General features: G+C 65.4%; 23 protein-coding genes and 1 pseudogene. 14 read left to right on the forward strand and 10 right to left on the reverse strand.

What is annotated here, in order from left to right; genetic code table 11:
• Positions 1–2: 2 nt before the first annotated feature.
• Both INF26_RS02200 and INF26_RS02205 read right to left on the reverse strand, forming a co-directional pair.
• Positions 3–1,736 carry an ABC transporter ATP-binding protein gene (locus INF26_RS02200; RefSeq protein WP_193529092.1) on the reverse strand — a complete coding sequence of 578 codons (1,734 nt, stop codon included), beginning with the start codon at positions 1,734–1,736 and terminating at the stop codon, positions 3–5.
• Positions 1,737–3,572, reverse strand: a complete 1,836-nt coding sequence (locus tag INF26_RS02205; protein ID WP_193529093.1) for an ABC transporter ATP-binding protein — start codon at positions 3,570–3,572, stop codon at positions 1,737–1,739.
• Positions 3,573–3,706: 134 nt separating this feature from the next.
• Between INF26_RS02205 and INF26_RS02210 the strand changes: the two genes are divergently transcribed.
• The gene (locus INF26_RS02210; protein WP_226371804.1) at positions 3,707–4,699 is read left to right on the forward strand and encodes a helix-turn-helix transcriptional regulator; all 993 of its coding nucleotides are present in this window, start codon (positions 3,707–3,709) and stop codon (positions 4,697–4,699) included.
• A gap of 95 nt (positions 4,700–4,794) precedes the next feature.
• On the opposite strand, the gene INF26_RS02215 is transcribed toward INF26_RS02210, so the two are convergent.
• Positions 4,795–6,141 carry an ATP-binding protein gene (locus INF26_RS02215; RefSeq protein WP_193529095.1) on the reverse strand — a complete coding sequence of 449 codons (1,347 nt, stop codon included), beginning with the start codon at positions 6,139–6,141 and terminating at the stop codon, positions 4,795–4,797.
• Positions 6,142–6,357: 216 nt separating this feature from the next.
• On the opposite strand from INF26_RS02215, the gene INF26_RS02220 reads away from it, so the two are divergent.
• The 4 genes and pseudogenes from INF26_RS02220 (at position 6,358) to INF26_RS02235 (ending at position 11,026) form a co-directional block, all read left to right on the forward strand.
• Positions 6,358–6,612: a PIN domain-containing protein gene (locus INF26_RS02220; protein WP_193529096.1), complete on the forward strand. Its 255-nt coding sequence runs from the start codon at positions 6,358–6,360 to the stop codon at positions 6,610–6,612.
• Positions 6,613–6,675: 63 nt separating this feature from the next.
• Positions 6,676–7,623: pseudogene (locus INF26_RS02225) on the forward strand (IS481 family transposase); the annotation flags it as partial.
• A gap of 781 nt (positions 7,624–8,404) precedes the next feature.
• Positions 8,405–10,267 (forward strand): hypothetical protein, encoded by a 1,863-nt coding sequence (locus INF26_RS02230; RefSeq protein WP_193529097.1) that lies wholly within the window; start codon positions 8,405–8,407, stop codon positions 10,265–10,267.
• Positions 10,268–10,276: 9 nt separating this feature from the next.
• Positions 10,277–11,026 (forward strand): energy-coupled thiamine transporter ThiT, encoded by a 750-nt coding sequence (locus INF26_RS02235; protein WP_193529098.1) that lies wholly within the window; start codon positions 10,277–10,279, stop codon positions 11,024–11,026.
• 72 nt (positions 11,027–11,098) lie between these two features.
• Here the strand turns inward: INF26_RS02235 and INF26_RS02240 are convergent, their stop codons facing one another.
• Entirely contained in the window at positions 11,099–11,701 is a 603-nt protein-coding gene (locus INF26_RS02240; RefSeq protein ID WP_193529099.1) for a CBS domain-containing protein, read from the reverse strand.
• A gap of 385 nt (positions 11,702–12,086) precedes the next feature.
• Here INF26_RS02240 and INF26_RS02245 point away from each other — a divergent pair, with 385 nt between their 5' ends.
• Positions 12,087–13,700, forward strand: a complete 1,614-nt coding sequence (locus INF26_RS02245; protein WP_193529100.1) for a peptide chain release factor 3 — start codon at positions 12,087–12,089, stop codon at positions 13,698–13,700.
• 30 nt (positions 13,701–13,730) lie between these two features.
• Here the strand turns inward: INF26_RS02245 and INF26_RS02250 are convergent, their stop codons facing one another.
• Entirely contained in the window at positions 13,731–14,117 is a 387-nt protein-coding gene (locus INF26_RS02250) for a hypothetical protein (RefSeq protein WP_193529101.1), read from the reverse strand.
• 144 nt (positions 14,118–14,261) lie between these two features.
• Here INF26_RS02250 and INF26_RS02255 point away from each other — a divergent pair, with 144 nt between their 5' ends.
• On the forward strand, positions 14,262–15,122 hold the full coding sequence (locus INF26_RS02255; protein WP_193529102.1) for an AraC family transcriptional regulator: 861 nt from the start codon (positions 14,262–14,264) through the stop codon (positions 15,120–15,122).
• Between the two features lie 402 nt (positions 15,123–15,524).
• Here INF26_RS02255 and INF26_RS08645 read toward each other — a convergent pair whose 3' ends face one another.
• The 3 genes from INF26_RS08645 to INF26_RS02270 all read right to left on the reverse strand — a co-directional run bounded on the left by INF26_RS08645 (position 15,525) and on the right by INF26_RS02270 (position 16,909).
• On the reverse strand, positions 15,525–16,115 hold the full coding sequence (locus tag INF26_RS08645; RefSeq protein WP_408647510.1) for a DUF4143 domain-containing protein: 591 nt from the start codon (positions 16,113–16,115) through the stop codon (positions 15,525–15,527).
• An 87-nt stretch (positions 16,116–16,202) separates the two neighbouring features.
• Complete coding sequence (locus tag INF26_RS02265; protein ID WP_193529104.1) at positions 16,203–16,694, reverse strand: hypothetical protein; 492 nt, start codon at positions 16,692–16,694, stop codon at positions 16,203–16,205.
• A 5-nt stretch (positions 16,695–16,699) separates the two neighbouring features.
• Positions 16,700–16,909 (reverse strand): helix-turn-helix transcriptional regulator, encoded by a 210-nt coding sequence (locus INF26_RS02270; protein ID WP_087216979.1) that lies wholly within the window; start codon positions 16,907–16,909, stop codon positions 16,700–16,702.
• A 477-nt stretch (positions 16,910–17,386) separates the two neighbouring features.
• Here INF26_RS02270 and INF26_RS02275 point away from each other — a divergent pair, with 477 nt between their 5' ends.
• Positions 17,387–18,709: an ATP-binding protein gene (locus INF26_RS02275; RefSeq protein ID WP_158094452.1), complete on the forward strand. Its 1,323-nt coding sequence runs from the start codon at positions 17,387–17,389 to the stop codon at positions 18,707–18,709.
• A 108-nt stretch (positions 18,710–18,817) separates the two neighbouring features.
• Positions 18,818–18,949, forward strand: a complete 132-nt coding sequence (locus INF26_RS08565) for a hypothetical protein (RefSeq protein WP_269747145.1) — start codon at positions 18,818–18,820, stop codon at positions 18,947–18,949.
• A gap of 9 nt (positions 18,950–18,958) precedes the next feature.
• Here INF26_RS08565 and INF26_RS02285 read toward each other — a convergent pair whose 3' ends face one another.
• Complete coding sequence (locus INF26_RS02285; protein WP_193529105.1) at positions 18,959–20,107, reverse strand: hypothetical protein; 1,149 nt, start codon at positions 20,105–20,107, stop codon at positions 18,959–18,961.
• Positions 20,108–20,391: 284 nt separating this feature from the next.
• Here INF26_RS02285 and INF26_RS02290 point away from each other — a divergent pair, with 284 nt between their 5' ends.
• The 4 genes from INF26_RS02290 to INF26_RS02305 all read left to right on the forward strand — a co-directional run bounded on the left by INF26_RS02290 (position 20,392) and on the right by INF26_RS02305 (position 22,836).
• Positions 20,392–21,423, forward strand: coding sequence for a helix-turn-helix transcriptional regulator (locus INF26_RS02290; protein ID WP_193529106.1), 1,032 nt, complete (start codon positions 20,392–20,394; stop codon positions 21,421–21,423).
• 61 nt (positions 21,424–21,484) lie between these two features.
• Positions 21,485–21,766, forward strand: a complete 282-nt coding sequence (locus INF26_RS02295; protein WP_087226947.1) for a type II toxin-antitoxin system RelB/DinJ family antitoxin — start codon at positions 21,485–21,487, stop codon at positions 21,764–21,766.
• Positions 21,759–22,187: a type II toxin-antitoxin system VapC family toxin gene (locus INF26_RS02300; RefSeq protein ID WP_193529107.1), complete on the forward strand. Its 429-nt coding sequence runs from the start codon at positions 21,759–21,761 to the stop codon at positions 22,185–22,187. Before INF26_RS02295 ends, INF26_RS02300 begins: the two co-directional genes overlap by 8 nt.
• Before the next feature lie 274 nt (positions 22,188–22,461).
• Complete coding sequence (locus tag INF26_RS02305) at positions 22,462–22,836, forward strand: XRE family transcriptional regulator (protein WP_193529108.1); 375 nt, start codon at positions 22,462–22,464, stop codon at positions 22,834–22,836.
• Between the two features lie 7 nt (positions 22,837–22,843).
• Here the strand turns inward: INF26_RS02305 and INF26_RS02310 are convergent, their stop codons facing one another.
• The gene (locus tag INF26_RS02310; protein WP_226371805.1) at positions 22,844–24,277 is read right to left on the reverse strand and encodes a DUF2252 domain-containing protein; all 1,434 of its coding nucleotides are present in this window, start codon (positions 24,275–24,277) and stop codon (positions 22,844–22,846) included.
• Positions 24,278–24,664: 387 nt separating this feature from the next.
• On the opposite strand from INF26_RS02310, the gene INF26_RS02315 reads away from it, so the two are divergent.
• On the forward strand, positions 24,665–25,624 hold the full coding sequence (locus INF26_RS02315; RefSeq protein ID WP_193529110.1) for an ABC transporter ATP-binding protein: 960 nt from the start codon (positions 24,665–24,667) through the stop codon (positions 25,622–25,624).
• Position 25,625 lies beyond the last annotated feature (1 nt).

Below are 25,625 nucleotides of genomic sequence, written 5' to 3' on the forward strand. Positions count from 1 at the left end.
GATCACAGCGTCCAGTCTGCGCTTTGGGTCTGCAGGCGGACCATGCGGGCGAAAAGGCCGCCCGCGGCGAGCAGCTCTTCCGGAGAGCCCTGCTCCGCCACGCGGCCGTCCTCGAGCACCACGATCTTGTCCGCGCTCATGACGGTGCGCATGCGGTGGGCGATCACGATGACGGTCTTGCCGGCGAGCAGGCGCGAGAGCGCCTCCTGGACCTGCGTTTCATTCTCCACGTCGAGCGACGCGGTAGCCTCGTCCAGGAGCACGACCGGCGCGTCCTTGAGCAGGGCGCGGGCGATGGAGATGCGCTGGCGCTCGCCGCCGGAGAGTCGCGCGCCGTTCTCGCCGATCATCGTGCCGTAGCCCTCAGGCAGGCGGCTCACGAACTCGTCGCAGTTGGCCGCGCGCGCCGCGGCGAGCACCTCCTCGTCGGTGGCGCCGCGCCGACCGAGGCGGATGTTGCCCATCACCGTGTCGTCAAAGAGCAGCACGTCCTGGAAGACCACGGAGAAGTCCGCGAGAAGGACCTCGGGGTCCACGGCTGCCACGTCCACGCCGCCCACGGCGACGCGTCCCGCGTCGGCGTCCCATAGACGCGCCGCCAGACGGGCGCAGGTGGACTTGCCGGAGCCGGACGGTCCCACGAGCGCCGTGACCTCGCCCTCGCGCGCCGTGAACGTCACACCGTCGAGGACCTTCTCGCCGCGATCGTAGGAGAAGGACACGTCCTCGAAGGTAACGTCGTGCCCTGCAGGCTCGTACGTCTCGCCTCCCTGCGCGAGCGGCTCCTCGTAGAAGCCCTTCATGCGCGCCGCAGCGGTCTTGGCCGAGAAGAGCTCGGCGATGAGCATGAGGCACTGGTCGAAGGGCGCGTAGATGCGGCTCACCACCACAAGGAAGGCAAAGAGCGTCAAGAACGTGCACGACCCTTCCAAGATGAGCGCCGCGCCCACGAGCACCGTGGTGGCAAGGCCCAGGCGCAGCACGATCTGGGCGCCGTTGACGGCGATGCCGCAGGCGATCTCCGAGCGGGCGGCCTGGCGCTCCGCGGCGTCGACGTCCGCATGAATGTGCTCGAGGTAGCGCTCCTCCTGGTTGGTCGCGCGCACCTCGCGCACGCACTCGAGCGCCTCCTGGATGTCCTCCGAGGTGGCAAGGCCGCGCATGCGCGTGGCCTCCATCATGGGCTGGAGCGCGCGCCGCGCGCCGAAGAGGATGGCGAGCCCCACCGGACAGCTCCAGAGCGACGCGAGCGCGAGCCGCCAGTCAAAAGAGAACAGGCAAACGGCTGCCACGGCGAGCGTTATGTAGGCGCCGTAGAGCTCGGGCAGCACGTGGCTGTAGGCGTGCTCGGTGGTCTTGACGTCGGTCATGAGGGTCTCGGTGAGGTCGGCGAGGTCGCGGCGGCCGAAGAAACCCAGGGGCAGCTTGCGCAGGCGCTCGGCGAGGCCGATGCGCTGACGGCCGCTCTCCTTGTAGATGACGCCGTACTGGTAGTAGTAGGCCCAGTACTCCGTCACGAAGAGCGCGACGGCAAAGGCGACGAGGCCAGCTGCGTACGGGAGGAGGTTCGGCAGCGGCGCGCCCTCGGTGAGGTGCGCCACGAGCTCGCTCATGAGCAGGTAGAGGGCGCCCACGCCGCCAAAGACCACGAGGTTTGCCGCCGCCGTCCACACGGCGCCGAGCTTGACGTTCTTCATGCCCTCGTCGGTGAGGGCGTACTTCTCCTGGATGCTCATCTATTCCACCTCCGCGGCGCTCGTGATGCGCCAGCTCACGGACTTCTCGTAGTCGGCCCACATGCGGGCGTAGAGGCCGCCCGATGCCAGCAGCTCGTCGTGCGTGCCCTGCTCGACTACGCGCCCGGCGTCAAGGACCACGATCTTGTCGGCATTTCGCACCGTGGAGAGGCGGTGCGCGATCATGAGGACGGTGCGTGGAGAGCCGTCGCGCCCGCGAGCGAGGCGCTTGAAGGCTGCCTGGATCCTGACCTCGTTCTCGGGGTCGGCGAAGGCTGTCGCCTCGTCGAGCACCACCACCGGAGCATCCTTCAGAATCGCGCGGGCGATCATGAGGCGCTGCACCTCGCCACCGGAGAGGTGGGTCCCGCCCGTCCCCACGAGCGTGTCGGCACCCTGGGGCAGCTTCTCCAGGATGTCCGCGCACTGGGCTGCCTCAAGCGCGGCGAGCGCCTCCTCGCGAGTGGCCTCGGGGCGCGCGGCGCGCACGTTCTCCAGGATCGTCTGGCGGAAGGGCCGGTTGGCCTGGAAGACAAAGGCAACGCGGTCCATGAGGTCGTGCGGGTCCATCTCGCGCACGTCCACGCCGCCGAGCGTCACGCGTCCGGCGTCCACGTCCCAGAAGCGAGGCACGAGGCTCGCCGCCGTGGTCTTGCCGCCGCCGGAGGGACCCACGAGCGCCACCGTCGCGCCGGCCGGCACCTCAAAGCTCACGTGGTCGAGCGCCGGAGCGTCCGCGCCCTCGTAGGTAAAGCTCACGTTCTCGAAGCAGATGGCGTTGCCCGCGGGCGTACGCGGCGCGGCGGGGGCGGAGATCACGGGCGCGGCCAGCACCTCCTCGACGCGCGAGACCGCGTCCGCGGCGGACTGGAACGCCTCGGACATGAACATCACGCGCGTCATGGCGGTGGGGATCACTGCCGAGAAAATCGCGTAGAACGCGAAGTTAGCCAGGAAGCGCGCGAAGTCCCCCTCGCCGGGCGCAACGAGGATCGCCGCTGGCACGAGGAAGATCGCGACGCCGTTGATGATGGTGAGCGAGAGCGACTGCGGCGTCTGGCACCACTTGACGGCGTAGTCCTGCGCGAGCCGCGTGAACTCCTCGATGGCATCATGGAACGCGCGGAAGCTGTAGACCGTCTGCTGGAAGACCTTGACCACGGGGATGCCGCGCACGTACTCGGTGCCGGTCTTGTTCATCTTGACGAGCGACTCCATGTAGCGCGTCATGAAGTCCATACCGCGCCCGCCCATCATCTTTATCAGGCAGAGAATGGAGATGACGACCGCCGCGAGGCACGCGAGACCGAGTCGCCAGTCAAAGACGAAGAACAGCACCAGCATGCCGACGATCATGGCAATGCTGCCTGCGGTGTCAGGGAGCTTATGTGCGAGAAGCCCCTCGGTCTCGGCGGCACAGCCGTCCACGACGCGGCGCAGTGCGCCGCTCGCGTGCGTGTCGAAGTAGCCGAGGCTCGCGTGCATGAGGTGGTCCGTGGTGCGCTTGCGCATGTTGGACGCACAACGAAAGGCCGCGAGGTGCGTGCACATGAGGCCGGCGAAGTAGATGAGGATGCTCGCGGCCGCAAGGCCGAACGCCCACCAGCCGTACGCGGCGATTCCGGTGGCCGCGCCCCAGTCGGGGGCCACGGCGATAAGGTCGCGCGCCACGAGCCAGATGCAGACGTACGGGCCAAAGCTCACGAGCATCGAGACGGCCGAGAGCGTGCAGCCCAGGTATGTGAGCGCCTTACGCGGACCGGCGAAGGCGAGCAGGCGGCTCACGGCGCCCTTGCCGCGGGCGCCGCTCGCCTTGGTTGCTTGAGAGTCAGACATCGAAGCCTCCTTGCCCTCGTGTCTTGATTGGCATTCCGCCGCACCGTATCATGGGAGTCGTTACTTGTTAGCTTTGGTTAACTAACCTTGGACGATTCCTCAAGGGAGATGGACGAACCCTCAAGATGACGGGCATGGGAGACATTCCCCGCGAGCTCGTTGCGCTCTTCGAGCCGCAGGTCGAGCAGCTTGGCGTGCGCCTCGAGCGTCGGGGCGGCATCTGGGTGGGCGAGACGCGCGGCTCCGTGGCGACAGGCTCGATGTGGCTTTGTGCGCCTATGCCGTACTGCCTCGTGCTCTGTCACGACGTCACTCCGCTTGAGGACATGCCGCTCTTCGAGGGGTCGCTCGGGCCGTATGCCTGCGCCTGCACGATGGGGGACGATGCGGTTTCGTGCTCGCGGGACTGCGGACTTCCGATCAGGTTTGTCGGCGCCGGGGGCGGCGCGCGCCGTCCGCATGACGAAGTGGCCACGTTTGTCGAGCGCGGCCCCCGCTCGCTCTCAAGTCGCCTGCTCGCCGGCCACGTCTACCGCTCTCGCTCAGTCATCTGTCTGCCCGACTTCTTCGACGAGCTGGACCGTAGCTATCCGGGGGAGTTCAGCGGGCTCTTCTCGGCGTTTGACGGCTCCTGGGGTCCCGAGGCCAAGGGGGCGATTCGTTATGCGCTCGGCAACATACCCGCGAGCCCGCCGCTCGGCCCCGGCGGGTCGCTCGGGCTTCTCTCGACCGTCACCTCCCTCATGGCGTCTCTGGCGGCGGACGGGAGAGGTGCCGACCAAGATGAGGGCGCGCTGGTGAGCCACGCGAGGAGGCTCTTGTCGGCTGCTGTCGAGGAGGGCGGCGTGCCGCCTTCTGTCGACGCGCTCGCGCGCAGGCTCTACGTGAGCCGGTCGCGGCTCTGTGACGCGTTCAGGCGCGAGACGGGGCAGAGCGTGGGCGCATATGCGCGCCGGCTGAGGATGGAGCGCGCGTGCCGTCTCCTCGAGGACGGGGATTGTACCGTCGCCGAGGTCGCCGTTCTTCTCGGCTACCCAAGCCCCTCGGCCTTCTGCCACGCCTTCTCCGACTTCACGGACATGTCCCCTCGTGCGTGGATGATTCAAAAGGGGACAGGCCCCTTTTGAATCCATGCGACAGGCATGGCAGGCGCGTCTTTTTTATCGACTACAACCGATGAAATCTCTCAACACGCGGTCTCTGTCGGTTACAGTCGATAAAACTATGATTGCTCATCAAGAATGCCCGGAAAGGCATTGGCGGCGTAGAGCGGTACGTTTACCAGCCAGTCCTGCTCCTTCAGCCCGCGGAGCGAGAAGCGCACGGCACGCTCGAGCCCATAGTCGCGTACGAACGCGGCGAGACTTCCTCCGGCGACGTTCTCGTTTGCCTTGACCTCAACGGGAACGGGGCGTCCGGCAACCTCGAGCAAGAAGTCGACCTCTCCCTTTTTCTGCTTGCCGTCTGCCGACCAGTAATACGGTGCCAGGCCACCCGCCACGAGCTGCTGGCACACGAACTGCTCGGCGTAGGCTCCCCTGTACTCGGTAAAGAGACGGTCTCCCTCCACGAGCACGCGTGGCTCAAGCCCTGTTGTTGCGCCCAAGAGCCCGACGTCGAGTAGGTAGAGCTTGAAGTACGTCTCGTCGGTATATCCTTTGAGCGGGATTCCCGGCTTGGTCACGCGAGGGACCTTTGTGACCAGGCCCGCATCAACAAGCCACGCGACGGCATCCCGATAGTCGCGCCCGCGCCCGCCCTCCCGGACGGAGGCGTAGCTAAATCTGCGAAGATCGTTCTCGCGCGCAAGCTGAACGGGTACCGACCTCCACGTCTGGCGGATGCGCTCCACTTCTGCAGCGCTTGCAACGTGCTTCGAGAAGTCATGCTCGTAATCTGTGAGCAGCGCTCGCTGCACTGATCGAGCCGCCGCAAAGTCCCCGGTCTCGCTGTAGCGTCTGACCGCCTCGGGCATGCCCCCTACGTAGTAATAGGTGCGCAGGAGATCGGTCAGGCGCTCGGAGAAGACGCTGATGAGATCGGCGTCGCCCTGGGAGAGCGCATCCGCAAGCGCCGGGTTGCCAACCTCGCGCACGAACTCGTCAAACGAGAGAGGGTGCAGGTCAAGATAGTCGACCTTCCCAACGGGCCATGACGTGCCGGTGCCGTCCCTCCCGCGTTTACGGCTGAGGGCCACGCCAAGAAGGGATCCCGCCGCGACCACGGGCACGTCGGGGCGCTGCTCGCAGAACATCTTGAGGGCGGTGATGGCGCGTGGGCACTCCTGGATCTCATCGAGGAATACCAGCGTCCTGCCGTCGCGGGGATTCGTCCCCGTTGCCGCGCCAATGATAGTGAGCAGGCGCTCCGCATCAAGGCTTCCCTCGAAGGCCCGCTTCATGTCCTCGTTGTACAGGAACACGATATGGGCCACGGAATCGTAGCGGTCTTCTCCGAACGCGAGGACAAGCCACGTCTTTCCCACCTGACGGGCACCGTTGACGATGAGCGGCTTGCGACTGGGGCTGTCGCTCCACGAGAGGAGTTTTGCCATGGCGTTGCGATACATTCCCGACCTCATTTCTGGCGGAAACCGACTTCGGCATCGACCATATTTTGGCGGAAACCGATTTCGGCATCAACCATCTTATGGCGGAAACCGAAGTCGGCATCCGCCAACGATGATACGAAGGGACAGTCCCTTCGTATCATCTCGCAGAGTACGCGGACGAGGGGCTTGTTGGCCTCGAGGATGGCGCCTTTGCCCGGGCGATGGAGGTTAAGCATGGAAGCCCTGCTTGATGCCAACGCCGTGCTGTGCTACCTGCTTGACGAGGTCACGTGCCGACGCAAGAACGTGGCTGCGGCGGCGCTCGGGCTCTACAGCGGCGGCTCGCTCGACTTCGTCGACTGCGTGCTGGCCGCAGAGCGCCAGGAGCTCGGCCGCGACGTCGTGACGTTTGACAAGAGGTTCGTCGTGCTGCTGGGCAAGGTGGGGGAGCTGTTCAGTGCCAAGACGTTGTTTACGCCCCGAGGGTGACAAACAGGGAGGGCTCCCGCATGCTGTGGATTGCCTAGATCTGCAGCCGAGGGGAGCCCTCCCATGTCACAGCATCCTAACGCAAGGCTCACGCCCAGGGGGCGGGAGCTGCTCGCCTCCCGGGTCGCCGGGGGCGAGCGCGTGTCCGCCGTCGCCCGCCAGATGGGCGTGAGCAGGCAGACCGCGAGCAAGTGGCTCTCCCGCGCGCGGCGCGGCGAGCCGCTGTCCGACCGGCCGCGCAGGCCGCGCAGGCTCGCCAGGTCCACCCCTCCCGAGGTCGAGGAGGCGGTCTGCGAGGCGCGCTCGTCCATGCTCCTCCCCCCGCTCGCGCTCGCCGCCGTGACGGGCGTGCCGGCGAGGACGTGCGCGCGAATCGTCGCGAGGAGGGGGCTTCCGAGGCTCGCCGACGTCGACCGCGTCACGGGCGAGGCCCGTCGCCGCGGGGCCGCCACGCCCGTGCGCTACGAGCGCGAGAGGCCCGGCGAGCTCCTCCACGTGGACGTGAAGAAGGTCGCCCGCATCCCCGACGGCGGCGGGTGGAGGGCGCGCGGCGCCTCGGAGCTCGACCACGGCAGGGGCTCCGGCGGGCGGCGCGTGGCCTGCCTGCACGTCGCGGTCGACGACTTCTCCCGCGTGGCCTACGCCGAGCTCCTCCCCGACGAGCGCAGGGGCACCTGCTCGGCGTTCATGGCACGGTGCCTTGCCTTCTTCGCCGGCCTCGGGGTCGCGGTCGAGCGGGTCATGACGGACAACGGGCCGGGGTACCGCAGCCGCGAGCTCAACGCCCTGCTCGCCGCCGAGGGCGTACGCCACATATACACCAGGCCGTACAGCCCGTGGCAGAACGGCAAGGTCGAGCGCATGAACCGGACGCTCGCGCAGGAGTGGCAGTACGGGCGGGCGTGGGACGGCGAGGCCGAGAGGGCGGACGCCCTCCCGGCCTACCTCGAGCACTACAATTGGAGCCGTCCGCACAGCGCGTGCGGGGGCCTGCCGCCCATGTCGCGCATCGTCGGCGTAAACAACCTATTGGCACACAACGCCCTGTTCGGCGCGACCATGTCGCTCACCGCGTTCATCTCCCGTGCCCAGACGCGCGACCTCACGCTCTCCGCGGCCGACGTGGCCCGGGCCGTGCTCCTCTCGGTCTTCGAGATCACCGTGCTGCGCTTCGTCCTCGACGTGACCCGCATGCGCGCGAGCCTCGTGCGCCGGGGCGCCCCGATGCACTGGGAGACCGTCACCCGCAAGAAGCTCTGACCCTGGGACACAGGGACGGAGGAGTTTGTCCCACCTGTGTCCCTGTGTCACATCGGGGCCTGCCCGTGCCTATGAGGGGGTACGCGTGCGACGGGGCGACGACCGACGTCTCGGAGGGCGACTCCGAGGCCTCCTCGGCCCTTCTCGGGATTGCCCGAGGGCGCCATAGGCTTCCGCTCGGGAGGCAATCGAGCCGAGTCTCCCGTGGGGCAGATTCGAGAGCCTTCTGTGGCAGATGAGGCCTCCGTTGTGTGCGTCTGGGAGGGTGAATTGGGGAGGGACCCCGTACGCGTGACCGAATCCTGCGGCTTTAGTTGCGTGAAAGGGGCGCTAAATCCCTCCTGCCACACAATGGAGCCGTTATCTGACACACGCGGCTCTGTCTGACGCCTCGCGTCCCAGGGGCCCGTTCGGCTGACCACTGGGCAAGGCAAAGGGGCCCTTTAGGCAGGGCGCTTGCGGCGAGCGAGGCTGGCGCGCCGCCGGGCACCTATAATGTCCTCGTTGCCGCGCGGCCGACCGAGGGGGTGCCATGACGTATACCGTGCTCTATGGGGAGGACGTCGACGTCCCCTTCCTCGACCGCCTCGTGGCCGTGGACCACGCCTGCTACGAGCCCGCCTACTGGGGCGACCCCGCCAACACGGTCGCCCGCTACGAGCGGAACCGCCGCTCGTTCGTGTTCGTCGTCGACGACGAGAGCGGGCGTCTCGCCGGCTACGTCAACTTCTTCCCCTGCGAGCTGGGCCTCCACCAGGACAACGTCTCGCGCAGCCCCGTCATCCGTGACGACGACATCGCCCCCGACGAGGTCGCGCAGTACCGTACCGACGAGAACCACCTCTTCGTGCTCTCCATCGCCGTCCACCCCGCCTATCAGGACGGGGAGGTCATCCGGCTGCTCACCGACGGCTTCGTCGGCTACCTGCGGCGCCTGCGCGACGAGGGCCTGCCCGTCACGAGCGTCGTCGCCACCGCCGTCTCGGGCGACGGCACGAAGGTCCTGCGCAGCCTCCTGTTCCACGAGCTCCGTCACCTGGAGGACGGCAACACGGTCTTCGTCTGCGACGGCCCGCGGCTCGACCGCCTGCTCGCGGGAGGGGCCCACTTCGCGACCTACCGCAGCGACCTCTGGCTGCTGCTCCCGCTCGCCGAGCACGAGGCGAACCTGCGCGTCGACAACCTGCTCGAGGACCGTGCCAGAGGCGTCCCCGCCGAGCCCGCCACCGCCGACGACCGCGCGCTCGCCGAGCACGTCATCTCGGAGCTCGTCGAGTACCTCTCCTACGAGTGCAGCAACGAGGTGGTGCGCGACCTCGAGCTCGCCCACCTCGGGAGCTTCGACTTCCTCCACACCACCGACGACTACCCGGCGCGCGATGCCGGCGAGGAGATCGTCATGGGCACCGCGCGCGGGCACGCCGTCCTCGTCTGCCACCGCCGGACGCACATGTTCGTGCTCGCCGTGCTCCTTTCGGCGTATCCCTTCTCCGTCACGCAGATGGAGGACCAGGTCTCCTACGACTACCTCAAGATACGCAGCCCGGAGGGCCCCGACCGCTTCGTCTCCCTCTACGACTACCTGCTCGAGACGTTCGGACTGCACCGCTGCGGGCGCGCGAAGTGCGCGCTGTTCCTCTCGGAGCGCCCGGACAACGACCGCGAGCTGCAGGACATGCTCGCCGCCGAGACGTACGACAACTACGGGCGCGAGTACCGCATCGACAGCACCGAGGTCCGCGCGATGAGCCTCGACAACCGCGCGCAGTTCGACGACTACGAGCTCTACCTCTCGAGCAGGGCCGTCGTCTACGTGGCGAAAAGCTTCCGCGACCTCCCCATGGACCGCGTGAGCGACTTCGCGAACTACCTCTTCATCGTGGTGCTCGTCCTTTTTCAGAACACCGCGCTCGAGAAGGTCAACACGCGCGTGACGAGGGTCCTCGAGGCGAACCACGACATCTCGCCGAAGGCCAAGCTCGCGATCGACCGGGAGTACGGCAGGACGGTGCGCTTCTGGGAGACGCAGAACTTCAAGTACCTCTCGTCCCAGATCGAGGCCACCTGCCTGCGCGAGGCGTTTCTCAACCAGGAGCTGCATGACGTCTACACCGAGCACCAGGAGTACCTCGAGCACCTCGTCTCGGTGAAGAGCGCCATCGTCGAGGGGCGCACGGGCATGGTCATCAACGTGGCCGCCGTCATCCTCGCGATCATCCAGCTGCAGCCCTTCTTCGCCGACCTCCTCCGAGACGTGTACGAGGGGCTCGGGATCGAGGCCACATACGCGGAGACCACCACGTACTGCGGCCTGTTCGGCGGGGTTGCCATTTACGTGCTCGTGGTTGTCATCAACCAGCGGCGTCGCCGGCACCAGCAGAGAAGCCGGATCTAGGGGGTGCGCATGGGAGGGCGAGGGTCCAAAGGGGGCGCGCGGGGCGACGGCCGCCGCGTCTATCGGCGTGAGCCGGGCGACTGGCTCTGGGCGAACCGCGCGTTCTGGACCGTCGCGCTTCTCGCCCTGTCCGCGCTGCTCTCGGCGTTTCGGTTCGTGACGCTTCCGCAGGGCGGCTCGGTCACGTTCCTGAGCCTGCTGCCGCTGTGGCTCGTCACGTACTTCTACGGCCCGCGCCATGGCTGCGTGGCCGGCGCGGTCTTCGGGTTCACCCGACTTGCGGTCATCTTCGGCGTGGGCGAGTGGGTGAACTTCTCGCCGGGCGCCATCGTGCTCGAGTACCCGGTCGCGTGCGGGGCCGTGGCGGTGGGAGGCCTGCTCCTGCGCGGGTTCGGGCCGAGGCGCGGCCGCGAGTGCGGTTGCGGGCGCGGGGCGGGGCGTGGAAGCGGCGCCCGTGACGAGGGCGAGGAAGACGATGACGTTAGGGGCGACGTGCTCGTCCTTCGTGTGGGCTACCTCGTCGGCGTGCTCGCGATGGGGGTGTGCTACGTCGTCTCGGCGCTGCTCTTCTACCCGCCCGAGGCCGAGGGCCTGCTTCCCAACCTCCTCGCGTGCGTCGCGTACGACATGAGCTACCTCCTCATCGAGGCGGTGCTCACCGAGCTGCTCCTGTTGCTGCCGCCCATGCTTGACGCCATACTCTACCTGCGCTTTGTTGCCACCACCGAGAAGGTCGACCCCACCCTCCGCTCGTTCTGACTCGCGAGCGGCAGGCGTGTGACAAAAGCCTCCGTCCCCTCTGTCACACGCCCCCGTCCTACGGGTTCGGCATCACATTCCGGCTTGGTCGAGGAAGCGCCGCACGAGGTAGGTCGTGATCGCCGAGCGGGAGGCGATTCCCACCACCTGGCCGTCGGAGACCACGGGGATCTTCTTCACGCCCGACTCGCTAAGGAGCCGGCAGATGTCCTCGAACGAGGTGCTGACCGGGATGGTGACGGGGTGGTCGGACCCCACGTCGAGGGCCAGCTGGTCCATGATTGACGTCAGCCTCGCCTCGAACTTCGAGCCGCTCTCGCGGAGGCAGTCCAACAGGAGTGCGGGCGCCCCGACCGCCGGCACGTTGTGCCCCACGGACCTCAGGTAGCGCATGACGTCCCCGTCGCTCAGGTAGCCCACGACGGCGCCCTCGGGGGAGACGATGGGCGCTCCGCTGATCTTCCTCTCTGCGAAGTACGCGAGGGCCTCGCGGACGGTCGCGTTTGCAGGCAGCATGAAGACGTCGCGCTCCATGTACTTGGCGAGGGACGCCTCGTCGGCGGGCGCCTCGTCGGCAAGGGCGCGCTGACGCTGGTAGTAGCCCTCGGTGTAGGCGACGTAGATGACGCCGCGGTGGGCGACACCGGGCCCCGCAGAGCCATGTCGTGCTGTCAAATGTTCCTTACATAGTTGCTGATCTGCGTATATGCACTGCAACGCATTGAACGCCGAATTGGCTCAGCGTCGTGCCGTGAGCTGGGTTTGCGACTGATTTTGGAATGACCTGCCTTCAAAACCGACTTCTGAATAGATTTCTGGAGCGAGAAAGCTCTGCGTGGCTCGTTGGCGAAAGAAGCCCCAGTTGAGATTCGTCTCATGGAGCCCCTTTGGGATATGCCGCGTAGAAAACTATTCAGAAGTCGGTCTAGAAGGCAGAAGTCCCTCTAGTTACTGCGTCGAACTTCGTTGACTGCGCGCTTTTGGGCAAGGCAGTGGGCTAGCTACCACGTGCGCATCCGCTACAATAGCTGGGCTCAAACGTCTGCAACGGAGGAAACGCATGCCAAGCCTTGAGGAGGAGATCTCTTCTCGCCGCACCTTTGCCATAATTTCGCACCCTGACGCGGGCAAGACCACGCTCACGGAGAAGCTCCTGCTCTACACCGGCACCATCCAGAGCGCCGGCTCGGTCAAGGGCAAGGCCAGCGCCAAGCACGCGGTCTCCGACTGGATGGACATCGAGAAGGCGCGCGGCATCTCCGTCACGTCCTCCGTGCTGCAGTTCACCTACGAGGGCCACTGCGTGAACATCCTCGACACCCCCGGCCACCAGGACTTCTCCGAGGACACCTACCGCACGCTCATGGCCGCGGACTCCGCCGTCATGGTGATCGACGGCGCCAAGGGCGTGGAGGCCCAGACCGTCAAGCTCTTCAAGGTGTGCGCGCTGCGCGGCATCCCTATCTTCACCTTTGTGAACAAGCTCGACCACGAGACGCGCGACCCCTTTGACCTCATGGAGGAGATCGAGAACGTCCTGGGCATCGGGACGTACCCCATGAACTGGCCGATCGGCAACGGGCGCACGTTCCGCGGCGTCTTTGACCGCGCGAGCCGCCACGTGCTCGCCTTCGAGGGCGACGGTCGCGCCAACGCCACCAAGCGCGTGGCCGAGGTGGAGGCCGAGCTCGGCGACGCCGCCCTCGACGAGCTGATCGGCGAGGAGAACCACCGCACCCTCATGGACGACATCGAGCTCCTCGACGGCGCGGACCACGAGTTCGACCTCGAGGCCGTGCGCACGGGCAAGCTCACGCCGGTCTTCTTCGGCTCGGCGCTCACCAACTTCGGCGTGGAGCCGTTCCTGCGCGACTTTCTGCGTCTTTCGCCGGCGCCCGGCCCGCACACGGACTCCCTCACGGGCGACCCCGTGGAGGCAACGGACCCGGACTTCTCGGGCTTTGTCTTCAAGATCCAGGCCAACATGGACAAGAACCACCGCGACCGCATTGCCTTCCTGCGCATCTGCTCGGGCAAGTTCGTGCGTGGCATGGACGCCTTCCACGTGCAAGGTGACCGCAAGATCAAGCTGGCCACGGGCACGGCGATGATGGCGGACGACCGCGCCACGGTGGACGAGGCGTGCGCCGGCGACATCGTGGGCCTCTTCGACCCCGGGATCTTCTCGATCGGCGACACGCTCTGCAAGGTGGGCCGTCGCGTGCAGTTTGCGGGCATCCCCACCTTTGCGCCGGAGCACTTCGCGCGCATCGAGCAGGTGGACACCCTCAAGCGCAAGCAGTTCGTGAAGGGCATGGAGGAGCTCGCCCAGGAGGGCGCCATCCAGATCTTCCGCGAGTACGGCGCCGGCATGGAGCGCGTCATCGTGGGCGTGGTGGGCACGCTGCAGTTTGAGGTGCTCGAGCAGCGCCTCAAGAGCGAGTACCACGTTGAGGTGTACCGCTCGCCGCTGCCGTACAACCTCATCCGCTGGATTGACGAGAAGGACGGCGAGGTCGACATGCGCAGCCTCAACCTCACGCGCGAGACCCTGCGCGTGGAGGACATGCGCGGCGGCAAGCTGCTGCTCTTCACGAGCCCGTGGAACCTCAACTGGGCCGAGGAGCACAACGATGGCCTGCACCTCTCCGAGTTCGGCAACGTCACGTTCTAGTGATCCAAAAGGGGACAGACCCCTTTTGAATCATTTGGCGGTGGCGCAGCCGACGGCGAGGCCAATCGCGGCGGGGATGAGGCCGTACATGAAGACGGCCAGGTCTGCCGGTGCGATGTTGGTGAGGCCGAGGGCGTTTGAGAGGCTGAACGTCGCCACGGTGTGGAGCACGTAGAGGACGGCAATCGCAATCAGCGCGGCAAGGCGCCACCACCCGAGGTCAGCCACGCGGCCAATGAGAAACGCCGAGGCGATTCCGGCAATCGGCAGGGCGATGTAGAGCGCCAGAATCACGTAGCCCATGATGCCGTCCCCGCCAAGGGCACCCGTCGCGAGGGACCCCCAGTACAGGGCAAGGCAGGCGAGCCAGGCCGCGCCGTAGATGATGGCGGGCTTGATGAGGCGTCTCTTCTCCATGGGGCACCTCCTCGGTCGTGCTGATGCTATTAGTCTACCCAGGAGAAAATAGTAGTCGCCTTAGGGCGGCCGACAAAGTTCCCGATAAACCGTCGGGCACAACTTGAGGCAGCTGCGTACAATTGCGCGGAAGGGGGTGAGGGGATGCAGGGTTCGTATCTTGAGTACGCGCTTGACTACATCGAGTGCCATCTTGCTGAGGCGCCAACGATTGAGGAGGTCGCTCAGGCGACCGGCGTCACCGTGGAACAACTTCGCGCGGCCTTCCTGCTGATTGCCGGCATGACGCCATCGCGCTACATCCGCGAACGACGTCTCTCCGCGGCGGCGTCCGACCTCATGGCCGGTGGCTCCGTCACCGAGGTCGCGTTTCGCTATGGATACGATTCGGTCGAGGGCTTCTCTCGGGCGTTTCGCTCCTGGTGCGGAACGCTTCCCTCGGACGTCGCACGGCTTGGTTCGCACATGCGCTCACCTCTGCACATTGCGGTTGACGTAAAGGGAGGTCATCTCATGGAGTATCGAATCGTCGAGAAGGGCGAGTTTCGCCTTGCTGGCGTCGCGGCGCGCGTGCCGATGCAGTTCGAGGGCGAGAACCCTGCGATCGCGGAGCTTGCTCGCAGCATCACGGAGGCGCAGCGCGCCGAGATGCACCGCCTGATGGACACCGAGCCGTGTCGCGTGGTGAACGCCTCTTGGAACTCGGACACCAACTTCCAGGAGGAAGCGGGCGAGCTCACGCACCTTATCGGCGTGCCGACTACGGCGCGTACGGCGGGGGAGAACCTCGAGCTTGTTGATGTACCAGCGCTCACCTGGGCGGTCTTTCCCAACGACGGACCCCATCCGGAGACCATGCAGCAGACGACTGCCCGCATTTATGCCGAGTGGCTCGCTGAGGTGCCCTACGAGCTTGACGGCTTCCGCATGCTCTCGTTCAGCGACGTTCGCGACGACGGCACCGCCTACAGCGAGATCTGGGTGCCCGTGCGCCGCAAGGCGTGAGCGAGGGCACCTAGGAGTCGTCAGGCCCCAGTGCATCGCGTAGGGCAGACACGAGCTTGCCAGTTAGCTAGAGAAGCTGACCCTGCTCGGTCTCGTCGAGAGTGTGGAACGCTCATCTTCTTCACGCTGCGCACGCGGGCGGAGAAGAACGTCGAGCGCCTCGACGCTGCCATGCGGGAGCGCGTTCCGGGATCCGCGTGCGGAGGTCGTGGGACCATCGGTCCTTGTATCGCCACGCATGTGGGGGAGGGCGCAATCGGGGTCATGAGTTTTCAATACATCTGTCCCGATATCAGGATAGATAGAAAAAAGGGTGATGACAAAGGCGACAGGGTAGATCGTCATCACCCTTGCCACCCTAGGTTCATCCCAAAGGCCCTGAGAGGAATGGCCCGTCCCCACTTAGTCGAGCAGCCAGTCTATGGCGCCCAACACCTTGATTCCGTCGCTGGTGGTACCGAGGCCGTATCGGTCGAGGGTAATCACGCATTTGGGAAACGCGTCGGTGATGGCGCGGAGCGGACTCAGCTCGCGCTCGCGCGTGGCGGGGTCGACCATCGTCTCGCAAACCTGGACGTAAACGGTCTCGTCGGCCCTTCTCGCCACAAAATCGATCTCGCCTGTCCTGAGTGTTCCCACCTCAACGGAATAGCCACGTCGAACGAGTTCGTTGTGGATGACGTTTTCCAGCTGGAAACCGGTGTTGTCCGCCGAGAAGCGCGTCACGAGGTTCCTAAGGCCCTGGTCAACGGGATAGAGCTTCCGCAGGGGCGAGAGCAGCTCCTTGCCCTGAAGTACCGTCTGAGGCGCCTCCGAGATGACATAGGCTTTCTCGAGCGCGTCGATGTAGTTGTCAACAGTCTCTGAGCTGGTCTTTCTCCGTGCGCCTGCAAGGGCGCGGACAACCCTGTTGGTTGAAAAGAGGTTGTCCGCAGTTGAGAAAGGGTAGGTGATGAGGCGCTGGAGGAGGGCGACGTCTCGCGTTTCAGTTATACGTTAAAGAAACTGGATGTCCTGTCGCTCATCGATGAGTTTCCGGACGCGAGAACGAGAAGTTCCGCCAGCGCGCGTGGCGCTTCTCTACTCCGTCTCGGGGCCCATGAGGCGGCGCTTGTAGACGAACTTCACGACCAGCAGCGCCGTGCACAGAAAGAGCAACGTGCCCACGGCGGAGAGCATGGCCTCGCGGCCAACGAGCGCGGTCACGACCACGATGACGGCGGAGAGCGGCGGGATGAGATGGACGAAGGTCCGGGCGACCTCGCGTGCCAGGTATGCCTCGAGCTCGTCGTTCTCTGCGGCAAGAAGGGCGCGCAGCGCGGCGTCATCTGCGAGGGCGCTCCGGAGCTTGCGAATCTGCTTTACAGTGAACCCTGCGGCAAAGGCAAGAAGCCCGATCAGGAAGCCCGAGGCAAAGCTCGTGACGTAGTCGTCTCCCCCAGCGGGGAAGATGCCGGCGACGGCCATGGCGGCGATGATGGCAATCGCGGCCAGGATGATGCCGAGCGAGATGCGCTCGCGACGCAGGCGGAGGTGGATGTCGGCGCGCATGGTTTCGACGGTCTTCTTCATGGCGATCACAGCTCCTCGTCTATCTCAGAAAAGTCAAAGACGTCTTCGATTGCAAGGCCAAAGTAGCGGGCGATCTTGTAGGCGAGAGGCAGCGAGGCGGTGTACTTCTCGACCTCGATGGAGGTGATGGTCTGCCGCGTGGTGCCCACCGCCTCAGCGAGCTCGGCCTGACTCATCTTGCGCTCGCGGCGCAACTCGCGGATGCGCGTTCGCATGGCATCACCTTCCTTGCCTCGAACAATCTTGCTAAGCATGCTTTGCAATTTAAGCATAGCATGCTTTGCATACAATGACAAGTACGCTTTGCAAGTAGCGCGTAAAGACCGGAGCGAGTTCCGAGCTCCGTGTGCGGTGGTCGCGCGACCATCGGTCCCTGCATCGCCACGCATGTGGGGGAGGGGGGCAATCGGGGTCATGAGCTATCCGGCCTCTCTTCACAGCTCGGCACTCAGGAGCGAGGAGATGTTCTTGTCGCCGTAGGGTCTCGCAGCGCCTTGGGCAGCCCGAAATGCTCATGGTCTCTTGCTGGATCACTGGCTCCTGACTGCTCTGCGGGGCTGTCCAGCTAGAGGGCGCTGTGCTTAGCACAAGATAATATATGACCCGAATTCAGGTCACTATTGAATAAATCTGTCTCGAATTCGGGATAGATTGCTATAATGACAGCGAATTGCGAGGAGATAGGAGATGCCATGGCGCTGCGTGAAGTAATACGCGAAGTAGTGGCCGAGGGCATGACGAGGCCGATCCCCCCTGTGGTTCCGCGGGACGTTGCCATCCCGCACCTCGCCGAGCGCGCTTCGGTCATTAAGGGCGTTCGTCGTAGTGGGAAGACGTTTAGGATGTTCCAGCGCATGGGGGAACTCGTCTTGAAGGGCGTCCCCCGCGACCACATGCTCTTCGTTGACTTTGAGGACGATCGTCTCGATGGCGTTTCCGACAACGTGATAGGTGACGTGGCCGAGGAGTTCCTTCGCGAACTTGGGACCGCACTGCCAGAGAAGCTCTATCTGTTCTTCGACGAGGTACAAAACGTCGAGGGGTGGGGCAGGCCCTTGAGGCGTCTCACGCAGAACCCACGCTTCGAGATATGCGTGAGCGGCTCGTCGGCAAAGATGCTTTCGGAGGACGTGGCGACCGAGTTCAGGGGGAGGGGAATCTCCGCCGAGTTGCAGCCCTTCTCGTTTAGGGAATTCTTGCGCTTTCGGGCGCGCGAGCCCAAGGGAATCGTCTCGCCTGACGAGGCGCGCGAGTTTTCGCTTCTCTTTGAGCGGTATCTGCGCATTGGCGGTTTTCCTGAGGTCCAGGATGCGGACGTCGCAACACGCATAACGGCCCTTCAGGATATCGTCTGGACCATAGCGGCTCGCGACCTTGCTGAGCGGCACAGGCTTCCCATGCTGGGAACAAGAAAGTTCGTCCAGAGGGCCCTTCGCCTCTCAGGGCGAGAGTTCTCTGTGCGCAAAACCTATAACGATCTCCACAGTGCTCAGATTCCGCTGTCAAAGGCCGATGCCTTCTCGCTGCCTGAGCACTGCGAAGATGCCTATCTGTTCTTTCTCGTATCCCGATTTGGCGCTGATCTCACTGAGGCCACCCGAGGAAAGAGGAAGCTCTACGCGATTGACCCGGGATTGCAGTTTGCCTTTGGCCCGGCCTCCTCTGCAGATGAGGGGCAGAGGCTTGAGGACGCCGTCTACCTGGAGCTTAGGAGACGCTGCTTGGGAGACCGGAGGACCGGCATCGGGTTCTATCGCACGAAGGAGGGCTTTGAGGTCGACTTTGCCGTGGGAGACGTTGAAGAGCGGTCGGTATCGGAGCTGTACCAGGTGGCCGCTCACGCCGAGGAGGCGACTACGTTTACGCGCGAAGCCCGGGCTCTGAGCGCCGCTCTTGACGAGACGGGGCTTTCTGAGGGAACGCTGCTGGTCATGTCGGCGCGAGACGTGCCCGAGCCCGAGGATGTTCGTATACGAGTGCGGGACGCATGGCGCTGGATGCTTCAGCTGGACTAGTGCTATGGACATGTCATTTTGAATGAAGGAAACGCTTGGAAGCTCAAGCTCGTGCGCGCGGGGCGGCTTCGCGGCGTTTCTCGCAATGAGCTTTCTCATAGGTCGAGCTTGCCGTTCTACTCCGGCTCGCAGACCGACCCCATGCAGGAGAGGATTCCGGCCGAGTATCTGGGTCGCGTCTCCGGCCGCTACAGTGCCATCATGTCCTGGGCAATCCCCGTCATCCGCCACACCGAGTAGCGTCACGGGTCAGCGGTTGCGCGCCACGCGCAGGTCGAGCTCGCGCAGAAAGCGGTCCTCGCCGTCAAAGGTTCGGGGGATGTCCAGGTGATAGGCTCTCGTGCCGCGTGGCGTGGCGCCGTGGCCGTTGACCTTGATGCACCAGCGGCCCAGCTCGTAGCTCGTGACGCCGTCGAGGTCCCAGGTGCTCGTGCTTGCGAGCTCGCCCGAGCCTGAGGTGAGCGCGTAGGAGAGATGGCCGTCATCGAGCACGATGGTCTGTGTGAGGCTCGTGCCCGAGCGGTGCGCCCACCAGCCGGCGGCGACGGGCCAGGCAAGGACCCCCAGGCCGATCACACCCGAGACAAGTCCGTGCACCAGCGGAAATGCGTCGAAGAACGCGAAACGCGGACCCTCGGGCACGAGCACGACCGCTCCGAGAGTGGCAAGCCCCACGACAATCATGCCAAAGCAGAAGTTGCGTGCAAAGGCGACGTAGGGACGGCGCTTCTCCTCGTTTCGGGGGAACGCGAGGGCGTCGCCGCGCTTCACCGCCGCGGCCGTGTGCGCGTCGAGCGACCAACCGTCCGAGGCACCCTTCGTGCGCCACTCGCGCCTGAAGCCAACGAGGAAGTGCACGAGGTAGGCAATCGGCATGGACAGGCAGAAGACAGCGACGGTTCCGAGCGTCATCCAACACATGGTGTCAAAGAGCGGTGTCCCCACGGACAGGAAGACGGCGATCACCTCGCAGCAGACGGCGAGAAAGGCGAGAAGAACGGCGACGCGCGCGACGAGGGCGGCTCGACGCGAGAGCCCGTAGGAGCGCCCCGCGTGCAGTCCGCGGTCGGCTGCGACACCCTTGAGTAGGGCGTCGCTGGCTGAGTCGCTCGAGGCGACGCCGAAGATGATGAGCAGGTTGAAGAGAAGGCGCGCGGGCAGCGGGACCGAGACGGTGAGGCCGGCACGGTAGTCGGCGAAGGACCGGAGAATGTGGTAGACGCACACGACAATGGGGTAGGCCGCGAGCGACAGCGCGGCGAGCAGCATCGCGACTTCGTAGCTGGGCACGACGAAGGTGAGCGCGTTCAACGCGACAAACGTGAGCAGGTAGCCCGCCGTGTGGAGGAGGACACGCCTGACGGCATCGCGAGGACCTCGCACGTTCTTCTCGCCCATGAAACCTCCCAGTTTCGATGCCTTCACGGTATCCCATTGCGCGACCCGCCCACGAAACCCTTACGGACCCCTGACGTGACAAGGGGACGGAGGTGTTGTCACCGCCCTGTCCTCCTGTCATATGGTCGATAAGCCTCTCTGCCTGCGGCGTGCAACCGGTGGGCGCCCTCTGGTTGCCGCAAAATCGGACAAATTGCGCACCGTCGGTTGGTAGAATTGCGCCGTGCGCGCCCGCAGAATGCAAGGTGCCGGCAGACAGCGCACACCCCGACGAAGGGCAGACCATGAGCTTTCGCGACAACCTCCAGCACCTGCGCGCAGAGCGCAACATGACCCAGGAGCAGCTGGCCATGCTGCTCGGCGTCTCCCGCCAGAGCGTCACAAAATGGGAGGCCGAGAAGAGCCAGCCGGAGATGGACAAGCTCCTCAAGATGTGTGAGATCTTCGACTGCACGCTCGACGAGCTCGTGACGGGTGACCTCACCGGCCGCGCCGCGCCTGCGACGGCCGCCCCCATCCCCGCCGGCCCGCCCACTGACGTCTGCGGCTACGAGGAGCACCAGCGCATGATGGCGCTCAAGGTCCCCACTGGAGTGAGCCTCATCCTCCTGGGCATCGCGCTCGGCCTGCTCTTCGAGGGCTCGGTCGAGCTGGCGTCCTGGAACGGGCGCGACGGCCTCTTCGTGATCATCATGCTCGTGGGCATCCTCGCGGGCCTCGCGCTGCTCGTCCCCGCGGGCATGGAGCACACGGCGTTCCAGAAGGCGCACCCCTACGTGGAGGACTTCTACACTGATGAGGACCGCGCCGCAGCGCGCAAGCAGTTCTCGGCGGCGCTCATCGCTGGCCTCGCGCTCATCTTCGCGGGCATTGGCTGCCTGCTCATGCTCGAGAAGACCGCGGAGAACTGGGCGCTCTTCCTTCTCATGCTGTTCATCGCCCTGGGCGTGTGGTGGATCGTGCGCGGTGGCATGCTGCTCGGTCGCGTCAACGTCGAGGAGTACAACAAGTCCGTTGCCGAGGACCTCGAGGTGGAGGACATCGTGTCCGCAGAGCTCGACGAGGCCCGGCGCGAGGCCCTTCTCGCCCAGAAGAGGCACGGCAAGAAGCTCGGGGCGGTGTGCGGCGTCATCATGATCGTGGCCACGATTGTGGGCCTGGCGCTTCTCTTTGCGCCGGTGTTCTCGGCGCCAAACATGGACTCTTGGACCCCGGAGGGCACCTCGGCCATGTGGTTCTGGGTGGCCTGGCCGGTGGGTGGCCTCGTCTGCGGCATCGTGACGCTGCTCTGGGAGGCGTTCAGCCGCGAGGAGTAGCGCTCCACTCTTTGTCCTGCGCCTCTGCTATTATGTAGACACGTCTACAAAGGAGGCTCGCATGGCAACAGCGGTGGTGTCGGGACGGGTGGACGAGAAGGTCCGCCAGCGCGCGGACGCCTACATCCGCGCAGCGGGGTCCACGCCGGCCGAGGTCATCAAGGTGGTCTGGGAGAACATCGCACGCACGGGCGAGGTGCCGGAGGAGGTGCCGGCAGAGGAGCCCCGCGGTACCTGGGAACGCTTCATGGAGTTCCGAGAGAGCCTTCCCAAGGCCGAGCCGTGGCTGGTGAACCTCACCGAGGAGCAGATGCGCGACATGATTGCGAGCCGCTATGCGTGACTTCAACAGCAGGAGGCTGCTCTTCGATACCGGCGTTCTTCTCGACGCGGTCTGCAAGGAGCGACCGCAGTCTGCGGAGGCATGCGAGGTCCTTCGCCGTTGCAACGGCGGGGGAGACCTGGGGCTTGTTGCCGTAGGGTCTCTCAAGGATGCGTATTACGTGCTTCAGCGCCAATACAATGAGGTGCAGGCGAGAAGATCGGTGGAATGGTTGCGCGAACTGCTCGTGATCGCGCCGATGGGCGCGGAGGAGTGCGAGCTCTCGCTCGGCTGCGGGGAGCCGGACTTTGAGGACGGCCTCATCCGTGCCTGCGCCGAGCTCAACGACGTGGACGTCATCCTCACGCGCGACGTGGACGCGTTCAAGCGCTCCAAGGTCCGTGCCATGACCTGTGCGGAGTACCTCGGGCTCTTTGCGTAGGCAGCCACTCGCCTAATTCAATCCCCATAACCTTATTTAGACAATATCTATTGAGTTGTGCTATCAATGGGGATGTACTTAATGAAGTATCGCGTTCTTAGAAGACGAATCTCCGAGTTGGCGAAGTCAAAGGGGCTTTTGGTGATCTGGGAAGAGGGCTCGAGCCACACAAAGGTGTGTGTTGGGGACAGGCAGACGACAAGTCCCCGTCATTCTGAGGTGAATGAGATTACTTCTCGCGCGATACTCCGCTACCTGTTTGGAGGCGAGTGACATGGCGAAGGACGTGACGGCGCACGTGACGCGGAGCGAGGGCTGGTGGGCGATTTCCGTTGAGGAGATTCCGGGCTTGTTCACTCAGGCGCGTAGGCTCGATCAGGTTGTGAACATGGTTCGTGATGCAGCGTCACTGCTTGGTGTTGAGGTGGGGGCCGTTGAAGTTTTGCCGGTACTCGACTCTGATTCTCAAAGAATGCTCGAGGAGCTTGAGGCGGCGCGCAGGGAGGCTGAGGAGAAGCAGCGCATCTCCTCTGGTCTTACCAGAGAGGTGATTCGCCGCTTCCGCGAGGAGGGCCTCACCTTGCGAGACATTGCCTCTCTCGTGGGTCTCTCTCAACAGCGTGTGGCTGTGCTGAGCAAGGACGTATAGAAGGCAGCTACAAGTTAACTCGCTCAATGAACGCCTGGTAGTCGGCCTCGTTCTGGTCGGCGTAGACACGGGCGAACTCCCACATGGCGTCCTCGAAGGCATGACCGTCGTCGAGGTAGGCCGCGATGGCCACCTCGTCACCGGTGCGAGCGTGCGCGTGCGCGAGCGACCACGCGCAGAGGCGCGCAATGTTCTCGAGGCTCTCCGGGCCCACCGCTGCGAGGTCGATCGAGCCCTTGCCGTTCCAGAGCTGGCGCACGTAGTAGTTGCGCGCGCCGCCGTCAGCCGTGGGCACGCTCGTCCAGCCCAGCAGGAAGTCGCTCGTGGACTGCACGAGGCGCTGGCCCTCCACCACGCGCTCGCCATGGCTGACAAAACCGCTCGGTCGCCAGTAGCGCTCCACGACCGACTCCTCTGCCTCTTTGACCTGGAGGACTAGCGGGTCGTCCTCGTCGCGGCCCGTGAGCAGCGCAATCCAGGCACGCCGCCCCACCGAGCCCACACCCACGACCTTGCGCGCGGCGTCCTGCAGGCGATAGCGGCCGAGAAGGACGCGGCAGTCGCGGGGGAGGCTCTCGAAGTAGGCATCGAGCAGCCCGTGCAGTGCATGGGAGAGCTGCGCCGCGTCGTAGCCCTGGGCGGACGAGAGCTCCGCGAGCGGCACGAGCTCGGGCGGGCGCGTGTCAAAGCGGAGACGTCCGTCGTCGTGCACGGTGAGGCGATCCGCCGCGCGCACGCTGTCCTTCTCGCGCGCCTTCTCCACGACCTTGCGGATGGTCCGGCCGGTCTTGCCGTCAAGCTCAAACTCGTCGAGCTCGCGCTCGACGTCGAGGTGAGCGTGCCAGACGTCGAGCTCACCCATCTCCGCAAAGTGCGCCATTGTGCGACGGTACTGCTTGGCGCAGGCGCGCACGGCGTCGCGGCGGTCGGCTTTGGAGAAGCCGCGGTCGCGCCCGCAGATCTCAATGCTCGCCACGAGGCGCATGACGTCCCACTCCCAGGGGCCGGGCGCGGTCTCGTCGAAGTCGTTGACGTCAAAGACGAGGTGGCGCGTGTGGCTCATGAAGATGCCGAAGTTGCCGATGTGCGCGTCGCCGATGCACTGGACCTCGAGGCCGGTGACGGGCATCGTGGCGAGGTCGGCGGCCATGATGACGGCACTGCCGCGGTAGAACGTGAACGGCGAGACGCCCATGCGCTCGTAGCGCAGCGGCACGAGGCCCGGATCACGCGTGACGGACTGCTGATCGATGAGGTCGATAGCGGGCTCGCTGGATTCGCGCGGCTCCCAGGCGCCGAGTGAGGCGATCGGACACGCCTCGCGCGTGGCGAGGCCGGCGGCGCGGCGCTCCTCCACGGTGGGTGCCGGCCGGTAGAGCACCGCCTGCGAGCTGGGCGCGGCGTTCTTCTCGACCTCTTCGAGCGGCGTCTGCTCGTACATGGGGCTCCTCTCGTCTCGCGGGATCATGATACGTGAGTGCGGGCGGCTCCAATGCGTGCGCTGGGGAGTCGGCTGCATCCTCCCGGTCGACTTTTGCCCGCAGAGGCACTCAGGGACGCGGGCTGTGTCACTTTAGGCGAGATATGAGTGGCTGAAACGGCGTGTCACTCGACTTAAGCAGAAGTTGAAGCAAGTTACCTGGCCTTTCTTTGCGCCCGTCCAGCCATATTCCCGAGACTGGGAAGCGAGGTCACTCAAATCTCGCCTAAAGTGACACACCACCCCTCCCTAGGTGCCTTGCCCGCGCGTCGCGTCGCACTCGTGACAAAAGTCACTTCTGCGGTTGCGGGCCGCCTGTGACAATGGCGCCAAGAGAAAGGGGCCGCCATGTCGCACGCACAAGCTGCACCAACCGACGTCGTTCGCGTCATCGGGCTCGTCAAGCGCTACCGCGAGCTCGTCGCGCTTGACCACCTGGACCTCGCCGTCCGCCGGGGGGAGATCTTCGGGCTTCTCGGCCCCAACGGGTCGGGCAAGACCACGGCCATCAACTGCATCCTCCAGCTGCTCTCCTACGACCGCGGCACCATCGAGCTCTTTGGCGAGCCGATGGCGCCGGGCCGCTACGACCTCAAGGCGCGCGTGGGCGTGGTCCCGCAGCAGGTGGCCGTCTTCGACGAGCTCACCGTGCGCGAGAACGTGGACGCCTTCTGCGCGCTCTATGTGCGCGACCGCCGTCGACGCCGCCAGCTCGTGGACGAGGCGATCGATTTTGTGGGCCTCGGTGACTACGCGCGCTTCCGCCCGGCCAAGCTCTCCGGCGGTCTGGCGCGACGGCTCAACATCGCCTGCGGCATCGCGCACCGCCCCGAGCTCATCTTCTTTGACGAGCCCACCGTCGCCGTGGACCCGCAGAGCCGCGCGAACATCCTGGACGGCATCTGCCGCCTGCGCGACGAGGGCGCCACGGTGGTCTACACGAGCCACTACATGGAGGAGGTCGAGCAGATCTGCGGCCGCATCATGATCTGCGACCGCGGGCGCGCCGTGGCACAGGGCACCGCCGACGAGCTCAAGCGCATGATCAGCCTCGGCGAGAAGATCACGGCCGAGGTGGGCGAGCTGTCCGAGGGCACGCTCGAGCGCCTACGCGGCCTCTCGCACGTGCTCTCGGCGGACTGCGCGGACGGCATGTTGCGCCTGACCTGCGAGGCGAGCGCTCACAACCTCACCGACGCGCTCGGCGTGCTGACCGCGGCCGGCGTGCGCCTGGGGCGCGTGTGGTCCGAGCCGCCCACCTTGAACGACGTCTTCCTCGAGCTCTGCGGCCGCGAGCTGCGCGACTAGG

Source organism: Thermophilibacter gallinarum, from assembly GCF_014982725.1.
Classification (GTDB): domain Bacteria; phylum Actinomycetota; class Coriobacteriia; order Coriobacteriales; family Atopobiaceae; genus Thermophilibacter; species Thermophilibacter gallinarum.

What these genes read in the sequence shown, in the direction of transcription:
- INF26_RS02200 (WP_193529092.1), bottom strand. Translation starts at nt 1,736, where the DNA reads ATGAGCATCCAGGAGAAGTACGCCCTCACCGACGAGGGCATGAAGAAC.
- INF26_RS02205 (WP_193529093.1), bottom strand. Translation starts at nt 3,572, where the DNA reads ATGTCTGACTCTCAAGCAACCAAGGCGAGCGGCGCCCGCGGCAAGGGC.
- INF26_RS02210 (WP_226371804.1), top strand. Translation starts at nt 3,707, where the DNA reads ATGGGAGACATTCCCCGCGAGCTCGTTGCGCTCTTCGAGCCGCAGGTC.
- INF26_RS02215 (WP_193529095.1), bottom strand. Translation starts at nt 6,141, where the DNA reads ATGTATCGCAACGCCATGGCAAAACTCCTCTCGTGGAGCGACAGCCCC.
- INF26_RS02220 (WP_193529096.1), top strand. Translation starts at nt 6,358, where the DNA reads ATGGAAGCCCTGCTTGATGCCAACGCCGTGCTGTGCTACCTGCTTGAC.
- INF26_RS02230 (WP_193529097.1), top strand. Translation starts at nt 8,405, where the DNA reads ATGACGTATACCGTGCTCTATGGGGAGGACGTCGACGTCCCCTTCCTC.
- INF26_RS02235 (WP_193529098.1), top strand. Translation starts at nt 10,277, where the DNA reads ATGGGAGGGCGAGGGTCCAAAGGGGGCGCGCGGGGCGACGGCCGCCGC.
- INF26_RS02245 (WP_193529100.1), top strand. Translation starts at nt 12,087, where the DNA reads ATGCCAAGCCTTGAGGAGGAGATCTCTTCTCGCCGCACCTTTGCCATA.
- INF26_RS02250 (WP_193529101.1), bottom strand. Translation starts at nt 14,117, where the DNA reads ATGGAGAAGAGACGCCTCATCAAGCCCGCCATCATCTACGGCGCGGCC.
- INF26_RS02255 (WP_193529102.1), top strand. Translation starts at nt 14,262, where the DNA reads ATGCAGGGTTCGTATCTTGAGTACGCGCTTGACTACATCGAGTGCCAT.
- INF26_RS02265 (WP_193529104.1), bottom strand. Translation starts at nt 16,694, where the DNA reads ATGAAGAAGACCGTCGAAACCATGCGCGCCGACATCCACCTCCGCCTG.
- INF26_RS02270 (WP_087216979.1), bottom strand. Translation starts at nt 16,909, where the DNA reads ATGCGAACGCGCATCCGCGAGTTGCGCCGCGAGCGCAAGATGAGTCAG.
- INF26_RS02275 (WP_158094452.1), top strand. Translation starts at nt 17,387, where the DNA reads ATGGCGCTGCGTGAAGTAATACGCGAAGTAGTGGCCGAGGGCATGACG.
- INF26_RS02285 (WP_193529105.1), bottom strand. Translation starts at nt 20,107, where the DNA reads ATGGGCGAGAAGAACGTGCGAGGTCCTCGCGATGCCGTCAGGCGTGTC.
- INF26_RS02290 (WP_193529106.1), top strand. Translation starts at nt 20,392, where the DNA reads ATGAGCTTTCGCGACAACCTCCAGCACCTGCGCGCAGAGCGCAACATG.
- INF26_RS02295 (WP_087226947.1), top strand. Translation starts at nt 21,485, where the DNA reads ATGGCAACAGCGGTGGTGTCGGGACGGGTGGACGAGAAGGTCCGCCAG.
- INF26_RS02300 (WP_193529107.1), top strand. Translation starts at nt 21,759, where the DNA reads ATGCGTGACTTCAACAGCAGGAGGCTGCTCTTCGATACCGGCGTTCTT.
- INF26_RS02305 (WP_193529108.1), top strand. Translation starts at nt 22,462, where the DNA reads ATGGCGAAGGACGTGACGGCGCACGTGACGCGGAGCGAGGGCTGGTGG.
- INF26_RS02310 (WP_226371805.1), bottom strand. Translation starts at nt 24,277, where the DNA reads ATGTACGAGCAGACGCCGCTCGAAGAGGTCGAGAAGAACGCCGCGCCC.
- INF26_RS02315 (WP_193529110.1), top strand. Translation starts at nt 24,665, where the DNA reads ATGTCGCACGCACAAGCTGCACCAACCGACGTCGTTCGCGTCATCGGG.